Annotated in this window: 12 protein-coding genes and 2 tRNA genes; 7 read left to right on the forward strand and 7 right to left on the reverse strand. The window is 70.5% G+C overall.

Going from position 1 to position 14,531, the window contains the following annotated elements; all coding sequences use genetic code 11:
• Window positions 1–38: 38 nt before the first annotated feature.
• From mutM to mutY, 3 genes are read left to right on the forward strand one after another with little or no spacing between them, the layout of a single operon-like run.
• A complete protein-coding gene (gene mutM / locus AC3ANR_RS03815; protein WP_488290554.1) occupies window positions 39–854 on the forward strand; it encodes a bifunctional DNA-formamidopyrimidine glycosylase/DNA-(apurinic or apyrimidinic site) lyase in 816 nt (271 codons plus the stop codon).
• A gap of 49 nt (window positions 855–903) precedes the next feature.
• A complete protein-coding gene (locus AC3ANR_RS03820; RefSeq protein WP_488290555.1) occupies window positions 904–2,865 on the forward strand; it encodes a dynamin family protein in 1,962 nt (653 codons plus the stop codon).
• Complete coding sequence (gene mutY / locus AC3ANR_RS03825; RefSeq protein ID WP_488290556.1) at window positions 2,862–3,899, forward strand: A/G-specific adenine glycosylase; 1,038 nt, start codon at window positions 2,862–2,864, stop codon at window positions 3,897–3,899. Before AC3ANR_RS03820 ends, mutY begins: the two co-directional genes overlap by 4 nt.
• Here the strand turns inward: mutY and rapZ are convergent.
• Genes rapZ through AC3ANR_RS03840 form a run of 3 tightly spaced genes read right to left on the reverse strand, consistent with a single transcriptional unit; the run spans window position 3,896 to window position 7,319 of the window.
• Window positions 3,896–4,780, reverse strand: a complete 885-nt coding sequence (gene rapZ / locus AC3ANR_RS03830; protein ID WP_488290557.1) for an RNase adapter RapZ — start codon at window positions 4,778–4,780, stop codon at window positions 3,896–3,898. The two genes, mutY and rapZ, sit on opposite strands and share 4 nt — an antisense overlap.
• Window positions 4,777–6,429 (reverse strand): DNA repair protein RecN, encoded by a 1,653-nt coding sequence (gene recN / locus AC3ANR_RS03835; RefSeq protein ID WP_488290558.1) that lies wholly within the window; start codon window positions 6,427–6,429, stop codon window positions 4,777–4,779. The genes rapZ and recN overlap by 4 nt, the downstream gene beginning before the upstream one ends.
• On the reverse strand, window positions 6,426–7,319 hold the full coding sequence (locus AC3ANR_RS03840; RefSeq protein WP_488290559.1) for an NAD kinase: 894 nt from the start codon (window positions 7,317–7,319) through the stop codon (window positions 6,426–6,428). The genes recN and AC3ANR_RS03840 overlap by 4 nt, the downstream gene beginning before the upstream one ends.
• A 44-nt stretch (window positions 7,320–7,363) precedes the next feature.
• On the opposite strand from AC3ANR_RS03840, the gene hrcA reads away from it, so the two are divergent.
• Both hrcA and AC3ANR_RS03850 read left to right on the forward strand, forming a co-directional pair.
• Window positions 7,364–8,371 (forward strand): heat-inducible transcriptional repressor HrcA, encoded by a 1,008-nt coding sequence (hrcA, locus tag AC3ANR_RS03845; protein WP_488290560.1) that lies wholly within the window; start codon window positions 7,364–7,366, stop codon window positions 8,369–8,371.
• A 48-nt stretch (window positions 8,372–8,419) separates the two neighbouring features.
• A tRNA-Ile gene (locus tag AC3ANR_RS03850) sits at window positions 8,420–8,496 on the forward strand.
• Window positions 8,497–8,647: 151 nt separating this feature from the next.
• Here the strand turns inward: AC3ANR_RS03850 and AC3ANR_RS03855 are convergent.
• The 3 genes from AC3ANR_RS03855 to AC3ANR_RS03865 form a co-directional block, all read right to left on the reverse strand.
• Window positions 8,648–9,796, reverse strand: coding sequence for a DUF1501 domain-containing protein (locus tag AC3ANR_RS03855; protein ID WP_488290561.1), 1,149 nt, complete (start codon window positions 9,794–9,796; stop codon window positions 8,648–8,650).
• A 2-nt stretch (window positions 9,797–9,798) separates the two neighbouring features.
• Entirely contained in the window at window positions 9,799–11,139 is a 1,341-nt protein-coding gene (locus tag AC3ANR_RS03860) for a DUF1800 domain-containing protein (protein WP_488290562.1), read from the reverse strand.
• Window positions 11,140–11,304: 165 nt separating this feature from the next.
• On the reverse strand, window positions 11,305–11,568 hold the full coding sequence (locus AC3ANR_RS03865; protein WP_488290563.1) for a hypothetical protein: 264 nt from the start codon (window positions 11,566–11,568) through the stop codon (window positions 11,305–11,307).
• A gap of 224 nt (window positions 11,569–11,792) precedes the next feature.
• Here AC3ANR_RS03865 and AC3ANR_RS03870 point away from each other — a divergent pair.
• Together AC3ANR_RS03870 and AC3ANR_RS03875 are read left to right on the forward strand one after the other, a co-directional pair.
• Window positions 11,793–11,869: transfer RNA gene (locus AC3ANR_RS03870), tRNA-Arg, on the forward strand.
• A 218-nt stretch (window positions 11,870–12,087) separates the two neighbouring features.
• A complete protein-coding gene (locus AC3ANR_RS03875; RefSeq protein ID WP_488290564.1) occupies window positions 12,088–13,977 on the forward strand; it encodes a putative bifunctional diguanylate cyclase/phosphodiesterase in 1,890 nt (629 codons plus the stop codon).
• A 13-nt stretch (window positions 13,978–13,990) separates the two neighbouring features.
• Here the strand turns inward: AC3ANR_RS03875 and AC3ANR_RS03880 are convergent, their stop codons facing one another.
• Window positions 13,991–14,404, reverse strand: coding sequence for a response regulator (locus AC3ANR_RS03880; protein ID WP_488291745.1), 414 nt, complete (start codon window positions 14,402–14,404; stop codon window positions 13,991–13,993).
• Window positions 14,405–14,531: the final 127 nt, after the last annotated feature.

Genomic DNA, 14,531 nt, shown 5'->3' on the forward strand with positions numbered 1-14,531 from the left:
GGACCATCATAATTGGCGGCAGGAGCCCGGTGGCGACGATGCCTGAATTGCCCGAAGTCGAGGTCACGCGCCTCAGTTTTGCCGACCGCATCGCGGGCGCCACCATCCGCCAGGTGCGCATGGGCAAGCCCCTGCGCTGGCCGCTGGGCTGCCGGCCCGAGCAGCTGGAAGGGCGCACCGTGCGGGCCGTGCGCCGGCGCGGCAAGTACCTGCTGCTGGATCTGGACGACGGCGTCCTGCTGCTGCACCTGGGCATGTCCGGCAGCCTGGCCTTCGCCGACCGGCTGCCTGACCCCGGCGCCCACGACCACTTCGACCTGGCGACCACGCGCGGCGTGCTGCGCCTGAACGATCCGCGGCGCTTCGGCGCCGTGGTCTACGCGCCGCACGAGTCGGCGGCCGAGGCGGCCAAGCTGCTTGGGGGGCTTGGCGTGGAGCCGCTGGGGGACGGCTTCGACGAGATCGCCTTCCACGCCGCCCTGCGCAAGCGGCGCGCGCCGATCAAGCAGGTGCTCCTGGCCGGCGACGTGGTGGTCGGCGTCGGCAACATCTATGCGTCGGAGGCGCTGTTCCTGGCCGGCATCCGGCCCACGCTGGCGGCCTCGCGCATTAGCCGACCCCGGGCGCGCCGGCTGCACGCGGCCATCCGGGACGTGCTGGCGCGCGCGGTCCAGCGTGGCGGCAGCACCCTGCGCGACTTCTCCAACGCGCACGGCGAATCGGGCTACTTCCAGCTCGAGGCCATGGTCTACGGACGGGAGGGCGAACCATGCCGCGTCTGCGCGACGCCGATTCGTGCCATCCGGCAGGGACAACGCGCAACGTTCTACTGCCCGCACTGCCAGAAAAGCTGAGGCCGCCGGCGGTCCCGGTGCTATATTTCCCTTGAGAGACGGGGACTTAGTGGGCACTTCCTTCAACGAACAGTTCGACCAGCACGGCGCCTGGAGGCGCGAATTCGCGCTGCGCCTGAAGCTGCTGTCGGAGTGGCTGAAGGACCACGACCTGCTGGACGCCGCGATCGAGGAGCGCCTGAAGCGCCTGGAGTCGCAGGTGCGTTCCGACAAGGTGATGGTCGCCTTCGTCGCCGAGTTCTCGCGCGGCAAGTCGGAGTTGATCAATGCGATCTTCTTTGCCGGCTACAAGCGCCGCATCATGCCGGCCAGCGCCGGGCGCACGACGATGTGCCCCACCGAGCTGGGCTACGACGCCGAAGTGCCCCCGTGCCTGCGCCTGCTGCCGATCGAGACGCGCCTGCAGCCGCAGCCGCTGATGGAGTGGCGCCTGGCCCCCGAGAAGTGGACGCGCGTCGACCTGGACGTCAACGACCCCGCGCAGCTCGCGCAGGCGTTCGAGAAGGTCTCCGAGGTCCGCCATGTCAGCCGGGACGAGGCCAGGGCGCTGGGCTTCTGGCACGACGACACCCCCGAGGACAACCCGATGGTGGGTGCCGACGGCATGGTGGAGATCCCCCGCTGGCGGCACGCGCTGATCAACATCGCGCACCCGCTGCTCAAGCAGGGCCTGGTCATCCTCGACACCCCGGGCCTGAACGCCATCGGCGCCGAACCGGAGCTGACGGTCAACCTGATTCCGCAGGCGCATGCGGTGGTGTTCATCCTGGGCGCCGACACCGGCGTGACCAAGTCCGACCTGGCGATCTGGCGCGAGCACCTGATCGCCGACCGCGAGGACAGCGGCTCGCACCTCGTGGTGCTGAACAAGATCGACACGATGTGGGACTCGCTCAGCACGAGCGCCCAGGTCCAGGCCCAGATCGACCGCCAGCGCGCCACCTCCGCCGAGATCCTCGGCCTGCCGCCCGAGCAGGTGATCCCCGTGTCGGCCCAGAAGGGCCTGGTCGCCAAGGTCAAGAACGACGCGGCGCTGCTGTCCGCCAGCCAGCTGCCGGTGCTGGAGCGGGCCCTGAGCGAAGGCGTCATGGGCCAGCGGCAGAAGATCCTGCGCGGCGCTGTCACCGCCAACATGCAGGAGCTGCGCACCGAAGCCGGCCGCGCCCTGAACATTCGCCGCCGCGACCTGGCCGAGCAGATGATCGAGCTCAAGGGCCTGCGCGGCAAGAACGTCTCGGTGATCCGGCACATGCGCGCGCGCATCGAGCAGGAGCAGCGCGATTTCGACGTCAGTGGCGCCAAGATCCATGCGGTGCGCTCGGTGCACCTGAAGCTGCTGCGCGAGGTGTTCGCCCTGCTGGGCACGGCCACGCTCAAGACCGAGATGGCCGGCCTCACGAAGGAGCTGCGCCAGCCCGGCATCAAGCTCGGCGTCAGGCGCGCCTATTCGCTCACGTTCGACCGCCTGCGCGAAGGACTGCGCAAGGCGCAGGGCCTCAGCAACGAGATCCAGTCCATGCTGACCGGCACTTTCCGGCAGCTCAACGCCGAATACGGCTTCTCGCTGCAGCCGCCCAAGGAGCCGGACCTCGCGCGCTACGAGCGCGACCTGGAGCTCGTCGAGCGCAGCCACCAGCAGTACCTGGGCATGGGCAACGCGCTGCGCCTGGCGCAGCCGGAATTCGCCGATCGCCTCGTGCGCGCCCTGGCCACCCGCCTGCGCGTGGTGTACGAGTCGGCCCTGGGCGAAGTGGAGCTGTGGAACAAGGCCTCGGCCGCGCAGCTCGACGCGCAGCTGCGCGAGCGCCGGCGCAATTTCGCCCGCCGGATGGAAGCCATCGAGCGCATCCAGCAGGCCGCCTCCGGCCTGGACGACCGCATCGCCGAGATCGCCGCGCAGGAAGCCGCCATCAACGAGCTCGATGCCAAGCTGACCGAACTGACCGGGCACCTGGTCGCCACCCCCGCCGCCGCGGTCGAGGGCGAGCAGCCCGAACTCCAGCGCGCATGACCGCCGCCGCGTCCGGCGACTTCGCCGGGCACGTGGTGCGCTGGCAGCGCTCCCACGGCCGGCACGCGCTGCCCTGGCAGGGCAGCCGCGACCCGTACCGCGTCTGGCTGTCCGAGATCATGCTGCAGCAGACGCAGGTGTCGGTCGTGCTGGGCTACTTCGAGCGGTTCCTGCAGCGCTTCCCGGACGTGGCCGCCCTGGCGGCGGCGCCGCTGGACGACGTGCTCGGGTTGTGGAGCGGGCTGGGCTACTACAGCCGCGCGCGCAACCTGCACCGCTGCGCGCAGGACGTGGTGGCGCGGCACGGCGGCGAATTTCCCCGCACCAGCGCCGAACTGCAGCAACTGCCCGGCATCGGCCGCTCCACCGCCGCCGCCATCGCGGCGTTCTGCTTCGGCGAGCGGGCCGCCATCCTCGACGGCAACGTCAAGCGCGTGCTGGCCCGCGCGCTGGCCTTCGGCGACGACCTGGCCGGCACGGCCGCCGAGCGGGCGCTGTGGAGCCGCGCGACGGACCTGCTGCCTGCCGATGCGGCCGACATGCCGGCCTACACGCAAGGCCTGATGGACCTGGGCGCCACCGTCTGCCTGGCCCGCAACCCCAGCTGCCTGCTGTGCCCCCTGCGCGACCTGTGCCGCGCGCGCGCGGAAGGCAACCCCGAGCGCTACCCGGTGCGCACGCGCAAGCTCAAGCGCACGGCGCAGTCGCTCTGGCTGCTGCGTGCCGAGGCCAGCGACGGCGCCGTCTGGCTGGAAAAGCGCCCCGTGCCGGGCGTGTGGGCGGGGCTGTACTGCCTGCCGCTGTTCGAGTCGCGCGAGGCGCTGGCCCGGGCCCTGTCGGCGCGCGAGCGCGCCGCCGCCAGCGACGAGCCCGCATTCACGCACGTGCTGACCCACAAGGACCTGCACCTGCACCCGGTGCGCGCGGCGGTCCACGGCGACTGCCTGCCGGACCGGGAGGGCGCGTGGTTCAAGCCGGACCAGTGGCGCTCGCTCGGCCTGCCCACGCCGGTGCGGCGCCTGCTGGACGCCTAGCTGCGTTCGAGTTCGCGGTGGCGCCGCAGGGTGGTCCAGCGGCCGCCGAAGGCGCGTGCCAGCCGCTCCACCAGGTACACCGACCGGTGCTGGCCGCCGGTGCAGCCGATGGCCACCGTGACGTAGCTGCGGTGGTCCTGGGCCAGCGGCTCCAGCCACTGCTGCAGGAAGCGTTCGATGTCGGCGGACATGCGCTCCACGCCGGGCTGGGCGGCCAGGAAGTCGGCCACGGGGCGGTCCAGACCGGTGAGGTCGCGCAGCGCGGGTTCGTAATGCGGGTTGGGCAGCATCCGCACGTCGAACACGTAGTCGGCATCGACCGGGATGCCGCGCTTGAAGGCGAACGACTCGAACACCAGCGTGATCTGGCTGGCCGGGGCCGACAGCAGCGCTTTCACCTGCGCCTGCAGCTGCGCGGGACGGATGGTGCTGCTGTCGATGACGTGGGCCTGCTCGCGCAGGTCGGCCAGCAGTTCGCGTTCGAGCTCGATCGCGTCCACCAGTGCGTGCTGGCGCAGCAGCGGATCGCTCTCGTGCTCGGCGGCGTCCTGCCGCGACAGCGGGTGGCGCCGGCGCGTCTCCGAGAAGCGGCGCACCAGCGTGTCGGTGGTGGCGTCCAGGAACAGCGAGCGGATGCTGACGCCCCGTGCGCGCAGCTCGCGCAACTGGGCGGGCACGCGCGGCAGCGACGTCGCGCTGCGCACGTCCATGGCGATGGCGACGTGCTTGCCCTCGTTGGCCTGCTCCAGTTCGACGAACGCCTGCAGCAGCTCCGGCGGCAGGTTGTCGACGCAGTAGTAGCCCGCGTCCTCGAGCGCGCGCAGCGCGACCGACTTGCCCGAGCCGGACATGCCGGTGATCAGGACGAGGTCGAGGCTCATGCGGCCCCGCTGCCCAGCATTTCCTTGGCGTGCGCCAGGGTGGTGCCCGAGAGGCGTTCGCCGCCGAGCATGCGCGCCACTTCAGCCACTCGCTGCTCGCCTTCGACCGGCTGGACCGAACTGCTCGTTCCCGATCGGCTGCTCTGCTTGGCCACCACCAGGTGGTGGTCGGCGCAGGCGGCCACCTGCGGCAGGTGGGTGACCGCGAGGACCTGCCGGTCGCGGCCCAGCTGCTTCATCAGCCGGCCCACGGTCTCGGCCACGGCGCCGCCCACGCCCGCGTCCACCTCGTCGAAGATGAGGGTCTGCGCCGCGCCCAGCTGGCTGGTGGTGACGGCGATGGCCAGTGCGATGCGCGAGAGCTCGCCGCCGGAGGCGACCTTGCCCACCGGCCGCGGCGTCGCACCGGGGTGGCCGGCCACCAGGAAGGCGATGTCGTCCACGCCGGCCGCGCCGGGCTGGGGCAGCGCCTCGATCGACACCTCGAAGCGGCCGCCCTGCATGCCCAGGCCCTGCATGGCCTGGGTGATGGCCTTGGCCAGCTGCGGCGCGGCCTTGGCGCGCGCCTTCGACAGCGCCGTGGCGGCGGCCAGGTACGCATGCGACTGCTTCTTCTCGGCGGCCTCCAGGGCGGCGAGGTCGGCCGCGGCGTCCAGGCGCGCCAGTTCCTCCCTCCAGCCCGCCAGCAGGGCCGGCAGTTCGGCCGGGGTGCGCTTGTAGCGCCGGGCGAGCGAGAGCCACAGGGCCATGCGCTCGTCCAGCTCGGCCAGCCGGTGCGGATCGGGGTCGGTCTTGCGCAGGTAGGCGTGCAGCGAGTGGGCCGCGTCTTCCGCCTGTGCCAGGCTGGAGCCCAGCACCTCCAGGGCCGAGCGGAAGTCCGGCTCCAGGTGCTCCTGCGCCTGCAGTGCGTCGTGGGCGCGCGTGAGCAGCGAGGTCGCGCCGCTGTCCTCGCCCTCGAGCGACTCGAGGGCGGCGCGGGCGGCATCGAGCAGCGCCTGCGCATGCGACAGGCGCGTGTGGCTCGCGTTCAGCTCGTCCCATTCGTCCGGGCCGGGCGCCAGCTTGTCCACCTCGCCGATCTGCCAGGTGAGGCGCTCGCGCTCGCGCTGCAGGGTGTCCTGCGCGGCGCGCGCGTCGGCCAGCTGCTTCTGGGCCGCCCGCCAGGACTGCCAGTGCTGCTGCAGCGGCCCGGTGGAGACGCCGGCGTAGGCGTCCAGCAGGTCGCGCACCGCGTCCGGCCGGGTGAGGCTTTGCCAGGCATGCTGGCCGTGGATGTCCACCAGCCGCTCGCCCAGCTCCCGCAGCTGCGTGGCGGTGGCCGGGCTGCCGTTGATCCAGGCGCGGCTCTTGCCCTGCGGGTCGATGCTGCGCCGCAGGAGCAGCGTGTCGCCGGCCTCGAAGCCGGCCTCGTCCAGCCAGCCGGCCAGCTGCGGCACGGCGTCGAACTCGGCCCCGATGTCCGCCCGCGCGGCGCCTTCGCGCACGACGCTGGCGTCGGCGCGGGCGCCCAGCGCCAGCTGCAGGGCGTCGACCAGGATCGACTTGCCGGCGCCGGTTTCACCGGTCAGGACGGTGAAGCCGTCGGCCAGGTCGAGTTCCAGTTCGCGGACGATGACGAAATCACGCAGGGTGATGCGCTTGAGGCTCATGTTCCCCCCTCGTACCAGTGCAACTTCTTGCGCAGCGTGTCGTAGTAGCTCCAGCCCTTGGGGTGCAGGAACCGCGCCTGGTGTTCCGAGCGGCGCACCAGGATGCGGTCGCCATGCAGCAGCGAGGCGAGCGATTGCATGTCGAAGTTGGCGCTGGCATCGCGGCCGGCGACCAGCTCGATCGCGATCTCGCCGCTGTCGGGCAGCACGATCGGCCGGTTGGACAGCGTGTGCGGCGCGATCGGCACGAGCACCACGGCGGGATTGGCCGGGTGGAGCAGGGGGCCGCCGGCGGACAGCGCGTACGCGGTCGACCCCGTGGGCGTGGCGACGATCAGGCCGTCGGCGCGCTGGTTGGCGACGAAATGGCCGTCGACCTCGACCCGCAGTTCGACCATGCCGGAGGTGGCGCCGCGGTTGACGACGACGTCGTTCATGGCCAGGGCCTTGAAGACGCAGTCGGCGTCGCGCATGACGCAGGCCTGCATCAAGGTGCGGCGGTCTTCCTCGTATTCGCCGCGCAGCATGGGCGCCAGAACCTGCCGGTAGCTGTCCAGGGGAATGTCGGTGATGAAGCCGAGCCGGCCCTGGTTGATGCCCACCAGCGGCACCCCGAAGCTGGCGAGCTGGCGCCCGATGCCCAGCATGGTGCCGTCGCCGCCGACCACCAGCCCGAGGTCGCACTGGGCGCCGATGCCGGCCACGTCGAGCACGGGGTAACCCGTGATGCCCGAGGTGGCGGCCGTGTCATGCTCGATGACCACGTCGCAGCCCTCGGCCGTCAGGAAGCGGGCGATGTCCTCCAGCGCCGCGCGGCTGCTGGCCGCCGCGGCCCCGCCGGCCACGTGGTATTTGCCGATCAGCGCAACCTGGCGGAACAGGATCTTCATTGACACAAATTACATCATTAAAATGACTGCAAAGCCTGCGCCCTATGCTCGATGACCGTGCCAAGTTGTTGTTGAAAGCGCTGGTCGAGCGCTACATCGCCGAGGGACAGCCGGTCGGGTCCCGCACCCTCTCGCGCGCGTCGGGTCTCGAGCTGTCCCCCGCCACCATCCGCAACGTGATGTCGGACCTGGAAGACCTGGGTCTGATCGCCAGCCCCCACACGTCCGCCGGACGCATTCCCACGGCCCGCGGCTACCGCCTGTTCGTGGACACCATGCTCACGGTGCAGCGCGAGCAGTTCACCGCGCCGAGCCTGCCGCCCGACCAGCCGCAGCGCGTGATCGCCAACGCGGCGCAGCTGCTGTCGAACCTGTCGCAGTTCGTCGGCGTGGTGATGGCGCCGCGGCGCACGTCGGTCTTTCGCCACATCGAGTTCCTGCGGCTGTCCGAGCGCCGCTTCCTGGTCATCATCGTCTCGCCCGACGGGGACGTGCAGAACCGGGTGGTGTTCACCGCGGCCGACTACACCCAATCGCAGCTGGTCGAGGCGGCCAACTACCTCAACGCCCACTACGCCGGTCTGGCCATCGAGCAGGTGCGCGAGCGGCTCAAGGGCGAGGTCGAGCAGCTGCGCGGCGAGATCGCGCAGCTGATGCAGACCGCCGTGGACGCCAGCTCGGAGGCGATGGACCAGGCGCAGGGCGAGGTCGTGATCTCCGGCGAGCGCAACCTGCTGGCCGTCTCCGACTTCTCCAGCGACATGACGCACCTGCGCAAGGCGTTCGAGCTGTTCGAGCAGAAGACCCAGCTGATGCGCCTGCTCGACATCTCCAGCCAGGCCGAGGGCGTGCGCATTTTCATCGGCGGCGAGAGCCAGGTGGTGCCGTTCGAGGAGCTGTCGGTCGTGAGCGCGCCCTACGAGGTCGACGGGCAGGTGGTCGGCACGCTGGGCGTGATCGGCCCCACCCGCATGCCCTACGACCGGATGATCCAGATCGTGGACATCACCTCCCGCCTGGTTACCAACGCGCTGAGCCACCAGAAGCCCTGAGGCCCGCGCCGGAGCGGACACGGCGCTCTCTACAATCGCCCACTGGCCGGGGCGTTAGCTCAGTTGGTCAGAGCAGGGGACTCATAATCCCTTGGTCGCTGGTTCAAGTCCAGCACGCCCTACCAGTTTCAAGACGGGCCTTTGCAGGGCTTCGCGTGCGGTCCGCCGGTGACGTCGGTGTTCAACTCACCCGGACACTTCACTGGCCACTTCTTCCATGCCCCGACGCAGCCGCCCCAACAACAGTGCGTCGCATTGCGGGCGGGTGCTCGTCATCTAGGTGCGCAGCAGCGGCTGCACGCCCTGGCCTCGGCCCGCATCGGGGAACAGCACACGCGCCGTGCGCTCCGGGTCCAGCCTGAACGTTTCGGCGCACACCGAAGCGATCAACGTGTCCAGCGCCATGGTGGGCCGGAGGTCGCGCCCCTCGAACAGGTTGCCGGGCGCGAGGCCGGGCCAGTCCGTGAGGATGCGGCCGCCGTGCACCGGCCCGCCGATCACCATGGCAGCTGAGGCGGTGCCGTGGTCGGTGCCGCCCGTGCCGTTGATCGCCACGGTGCGTCCGAACTCGGTCGCCACAAGCACCACGGTCTGCGACCAAGCGGCGCCCATTCCGTCCCGCAGCGCGCCGAGGAGATTGTCGAGTCTGCGCAGCTGCGCGGCGAGACGCGCGTTCTGCCCGCTGTGCGTATCCCAGCCACCGGTTTCGATCATCGCTATGCGCGGGCCGTCGGCGCGCGCGAGGAAGCGGGCGGCGAGCCGGCCCAGCGCAGCGGCATCCTGCCGGTTCGTGCCGCCGCCCATCCTTTCGCCGGCCATGCCACGGGCTTCGAGCGCCGAAGCCCACAGCGCATGCAGTTGGCCATCGCGGGCATAGAGCTGCTCCACGCGCATCAGCAGGTCTTCGCTGGCTTCCGGCAATGTGGACGGTGCATAGGTCGTCACCTCAACCGCGCCAAGCAGCGCCAGCGGCACCGCAGGCGAGAACGCAATTGCTTCCTTGCCGCTGCGCGGCAGCAGTCCCAGCAGGCGGTTCATCCAGCCGTCCTTCAACTGGTACGGCGACTTGCCGCCTGTTTCGAGCACGTTCTGCCCATCGAAGTGCGAGCGATCTCGATACGGCGAGGCGACGGCGTGCAGGAAGCCGGCTTCCCCGGCCGCGTAGAGCTCTCGAAGCCTCGGCAGCGCGGGATGCAGCGCGAAGGTGCCGTCCAGCTTCATCGCCGCCGTCGGGTCGATGGCCAGGGCGCCACGCAGGCGCGCATAGGCAGGCTCCGCGTAGGGAATCACCGTGTTCAAGCCGTCGGCGGCGCCGCGTTGGATGATGAAGACGAAGCGCCGCTCCGTTGCGGCTTGCGCGAAGAGCACCTGCGGTGCGGCCACCAGCGTGGCGGCGCCCAGGAAGCTGCGTCGATCCAGGCTCATTCTCATCTCCTCAGGAATTCCGGGGAAACGAGCAGCAGCGCGAGCGCAGTGCCGCCACTTTCTGCACGCCCGATGGCGCCTGCCGTGGCGTCACTCAACGAACCGGGCAGCACGCGCGGCGCAAGGCGACGTGCATCCAGAGCGTCGCCCGCCTCTTGCGCGAGCCGCTGCGCGACCTCCACGCGCCGCATGAGCGCATCGGGCGCAGCCCAGGCCGTGGCCCTGTCGCTGTAGCCGGCCGGTGAGCCGGGCCGCCACACCGGTTGGCCCAGTTGGGTCATCAAACTCGCAGCTTGCCCCGGCTCCATCGCCTGTCGACCCATAGCGCGCAGGCTGGAGATCGCCCACTCCCAGGGAGACTTGAACTTCGCGCCGGGCGCCTTCCACGCCTCCGGCGCCGCGACCAATTCGCGGTAGACGCTTGGCAGGTCGCCGCCGGTCCGTGCGAAGGTATCGGCGAGGCGCTGCACGAGCGCTTCCGGCGGATCGTCCGCCACGAAGTGGCGCGCGAGCTTGCGCGCGACGTGAAGCGCCGTGGACGACGCGGTCACGAGGTCGTGGATAACGGCGCGCGCCTGCTCTTCGCCCCCGTCTGGATACGTTTTTCCGAGGATGGTGCGCGTGCCGGGCTCGTGCAGCGCAGCCACGAAACGGAAGGTGGCGCCGCCGCTGGTTCCCGCATCGCCGGGCAGTGTCCAGCCGGTCAGCGCTCGCGCGAATTCCGTCACGTCCTCCTGCGTGTAGCCGCTGCGCACGCCGAGCGTGTGGAGTTCCAGAATCTCGCGCGCGAGGTTCTCGTTCAGGCCCCGGCCGCGCGAGCCCATCTTGCTTCCCGGGCCGGTCGATTGCGCCTGGTCGAGGTAGAGCAGCATCGCCGGGTGCCGCACCACGGCGAGCAGCAGGTCCTCAAAACGGCCCAGCACGTTGGGCCGGATGGCGTCCGCCTCGAAGCTGCCCGCCAGGCCGACGATGAGCAGCTTGTCAACGGACACCGCGAAGTGGTTGGACCAGAAGTGCACCAGCCGCTCGACGAAGGGCGTGCGAGTCTGCATCGCGCTGGTGGTTCGCGCGCCGACTGCCGCCCGGTACTCCCTGCTGCCTTCGCGCAGGTACGCCTCACGGATGCCGCTTCGCTGGCCTTCGGGCGCTTGCCGCACCGAGCGCTGCATGTGGTTCCAGATGTCCACGAGCGCGGCGGTCCGCGGCAGCGGCTTCCAAGCCGCGGGCAGCGGCTCGTAGGCATCCAGCTGCGCAAGCAGCCAGTGCTGCGGGTCGGCCGGTGGCGCATCGTTCGGCCGGGCGCCGAGGCCGAAGCGGTTCAGGGCAAGGGCGGAGGGCGTCATGGGCGGAATTGTTCCGTGCGAACCGCACGCCGCTCTTGTCCGCAGCGTTAACGGCTTGTGAAGGCGTCGGGGTTCGCTTGACCGGCGAATGGCGGATGCGGCTGGCACCCGCATGCGAGGCGACGTCGATCCCAGCCTGTCCGTGCGCTACCAGCGCGCGCGCGTTCAGCGCCGAAGCAGCTTCACCACCAGCCAGCAGGCGACCAGCGTCAGGCCCGCCTTGGCCGCCGCCGCGGCGGCACCGCGTGGGTCCTCCCATTCCTGCGCCCGCAGCACGCCGCCGTGCCGGACGGCCGCACGGCCGGGCTGGTGGCGCTCGCGCGCCAGGGCGGCCAGGCCCGAGGTGCCTTCCTCCAGGTCCAGGTCCGATTCCGCGTCCGGCAGGTGGGTGTCGCCGGTGAGCTTCAGGTGCCCTTTGGCAGTCGTCATGGTGATTTCTCCTGGTTCCGGACCACTCTAGGAATACACCGGCGGGCACGGGTGTCCGATCGTTGCGGGTGCGGCGAGCCCGTTTGACGCCTGCGATTCGGGGCGCCGGGCCAGGGCGGAATGGGGTTTCCTGCCGGTTTCGGCCGATCGGCTGCGGAAAATGGGGGTCCGGGAGGTCGGGCTGGCGGGAAACCCGTCCGGGTGCTGCTATACTCGCAGGCTTCGCGGCTGTAGCTCAGTTGGATAGAGTACTTGGCTACGAACCAAGGGGTCGTGGGTTCGAATCCTGCCAGCCGCACCAAACGACAAAAGGCCAGTGCTCTCCGCACTGGCCTTTTTTCATGGTCGCGCTGTCAATGGCGTCCTACAACGGGACCGCTGAACGGATGACAGCCAACGGCTGAGCCGCCTACTTACATTGGCCTCGCCGATGAAAAGTTTCCTTACGTTTGCCGTGCGCGCCTGCTTGTGGGCGACCCCGCCTCGCGCGCCGGCCGGACGGTGGAACAGGAGGCAGCCATGATGGATCTCGCGCCGTTGCTGCGCCGGGCACTCGAACGCCCGGCCCGTTCCGTGCCGCGCATTCCGGCCCGCACCTTGTATGCGCCACCGCCGGGGCAACTGGCGCTGGTGCAGTCGACGGCCCCCGTGCCCGCCGACGAGGCGGACCGGCTGGGCGCGCTGCGCGAGTTCAACCTGCTGGACGCCGCCGCCGACCACGAGTGCCAGGCCCTGGTCGAACTGGCGGCCCGGGTCTGCGAGGCGCCGATGGCGGCCGTGAGCTTCGTCGACGCCGCCCGGCAGGTCTACAAGGCCCGGGTGGGCATCCCCGTCGGTGCGGTGGATCGCGACCAGGGGCTGTGCGCGCGGGCCATCCTGACGGACGAGGCGGTGCTGGAGGTCGAGGACACGGCCCTGCTGCCCTGGTTCGACCCGACCTTGCACGGCGCCGGCGCCGAGCCGGTGGCCTTCTATGCCGGCGTGCCGCTGCGCACGCGTTCGGGGGCCGCCGTCGGCACGCTGTGCATCATGGATTCGCGCCCGCGCAGCCTGTCGGCGTCCCAGCGGGCGATGCTGGAGACCCTGGCGCGCACCGTGTGCTCCCAGCTGAGCCTGCGGCGCGAACTGCGCATCGCCACCCAGACCGACCGGCTCACGGGGCTGCCGAACTGGCTGCACTTCGAAGGCCAGTTCGAGGCCGCCAAGCCCAGCCGCGGCGTGGTCTGCTTCGTGCGCCTGAAGGCGCTCAGCCACATCAATTCCGCGCATGGCTTCCGCATCGCCGACGCCATGATCACGCAGACGGCCGCGCGCCTGCGCGAACTGGCCGACGGCGAGGCCTTCATCGGCCGCATCAAGCGGGGCCTCTTCATCCTGTTCTTTCCCGACGTGGACGCCGACGCGTTCGCGCGCACGCAGGCGCCGCGCCTGTCCGCGCAACTGCAGGCGCCGTATGCGGTGAACGGGCTGACGCTGGTGTGCCCCGTCCATCTGGGCTTCGCGTCGTTCCCCCAGCACGGCCGCACCCTCGACGAGGTGGTCAACGCCGCCGACGCGGCGCTGCAGCTGGCCATCGAGCGCGACGAGCCGGCGGCGTTCTTCGACAAGTCGGTCGATGCCGCTGCGAGCGCGCACTACCGCCTGGAGCCGCAGCTGCGCGCCGCGCTCGAGCGCAACGAGTTCGTCAACTACTACCAGCCCAAGGTCGACGTGGCCACCGGCCGGATCCAGGGCGTGGAAGCGCTCATCCGCTGGATGCACCCGGAGCGCGGCATCGTGCCGCCGTCCGAATTCGTGCCCGCGCTGGAATCGACCGGCCTCATCCGCGAGGTGGGCCGCCACATCATGCTGCGCGCCGCGGCGGACTGGAAGCGCTGGAACTCGGCCGGGCTCGCGGCGCCGCGCATCGCCGTGAACGTGGCGGCCGCGCAGCTTCGCCACGGCCAGCTGGTTCGTCACCTCGGGGAGGCGCTGTCCGCCATCGGCGGTCACGCCGGTGCCCTGGGCATCGAAGTCACCGAGAGCGTGCTGATCGGCAACATGGAGCAGGCGATCGACGTGCTGACGCAGGTGCGCGCACTTGGCATTCCGGTGGCGATCGACGACTTCGGCACGGGCTATTCGTCGCTGGCCTACATCGTCACGCTGCCGGTGGACGAGGTGAAGATCGACCGCTCGTTCATCAAGAAGATCGCCACCGACCCGGCCTACCGCGGCATCGTCGGTACCTGCATCAACCTGGCGCGCAACCTGAGCCTGAAGGTGGTCGCCGAGGGCGTCGAGACGCGCGAGCAGGCCTGGGAACTGCAGGCCCTGCGCTGCGATCTGGCGCAAGGCTTTCTCTACAGCGAGCCGGTGCCGGCCGAGCAGCTCGCGCTGATGCTGCGCCGTGGTGGTTCGCTCGGCTGAGCGCCGCGCCGGCTCAGGCCCTGGCGGGCTGGCTGGCCGCGACCTGCGCGCAGCGCCGCGCGCAATAGTCCACCAGCGCGTCGATTTCCGTCGACTTGTCGAACACGGCGTCCACGCCCATCTGGGCGCAGCGCTTGCGCACGCTGGCATTGACGTAATTGCTGAAGACGACGATGCGCTGGTTCGGGCTGCGCCGCGGGATGTGCTGCAGCAGGCTCAGGCCGCTGCCGCGCTTGAGAAACAGGTCCACGATCACCAGGTCCCAGGTGTTCCTGGCGTCCGACAGCCACTGCTGCGCGTCGTCCTCGGCGGCGCAGTCGCCCACGACCTTCACGCACGTGAGTTCCTCCAGCGTCCCCACCAGGTTCTCCCGGATGGTCGCGTTGTCCTCGACGACGAAGGCGCGCAGGCAGGGTGGCACGGGCAGGGCGTAAACACGGGTTTCAGGCGTTAAGACTCTATGCGCGGCCCTGCTGTGTCCCGTCGGGAAGGGTGCCCGAACTGCGGTAGGACGCTGCCTACCCGGGCGCATGCGCATCCGCCTTACCATCAGC

The organism is Ramlibacter sp. JJN2-2R (assembly GCF_057747835.1).

Coding starts and splice junctions, on each gene's coding strand:
- hrcA (WP_488290560.1), top strand. CDS start 7,364: ATGCTCGATGACCGTGCCAAGTTGTTGTTGAAAGCGCTGGTCGAGCGC.
- AC3ANR_RS03840 (WP_488290559.1), bottom strand. CDS start 7,319: ATGAAGATCCTGTTCCGCCAGGTTGCGCTGATCGGCAAATACCACGTG.
- mutM (WP_488290554.1), top strand. CDS start 39: ATGCCTGAATTGCCCGAAGTCGAGGTCACGCGCCTCAGTTTTGCCGAC.
- rapZ (WP_488290557.1), bottom strand. CDS start 4,780: ATGAGCCTCGACCTCGTCCTGATCACCGGCATGTCCGGCTCGGGCAAG.
- mutY (WP_488290556.1), top strand. CDS start 2,862: ATGACCGCCGCCGCGTCCGGCGACTTCGCCGGGCACGTGGTGCGCTGG.
- AC3ANR_RS03865 (WP_488290563.1), bottom strand. CDS start 11,568: ATGACGACTGCCAAAGGGCACCTGAAGCTCACCGGCGACACCCACCTG.
- recN (WP_488290558.1), bottom strand. CDS start 6,429: ATGAGCCTCAAGCGCATCACCCTGCGTGATTTCGTCATCGTCCGCGAA.
- AC3ANR_RS03875 (WP_488290564.1), top strand. CDS start 12,088: ATGATGGATCTCGCGCCGTTGCTGCGCCGGGCACTCGAACGCCCGGCC.
- AC3ANR_RS03860 (WP_488290562.1), bottom strand. CDS start 11,139: ATGACGCCCTCCGCCCTTGCCCTGAACCGCTTCGGCCTCGGCGCCCGG.
- AC3ANR_RS03855 (WP_488290561.1), bottom strand. CDS start 9,796: ATGAGCCTGGATCGACGCAGCTTCCTGGGCGCCGCCACGCTGGTGGCC.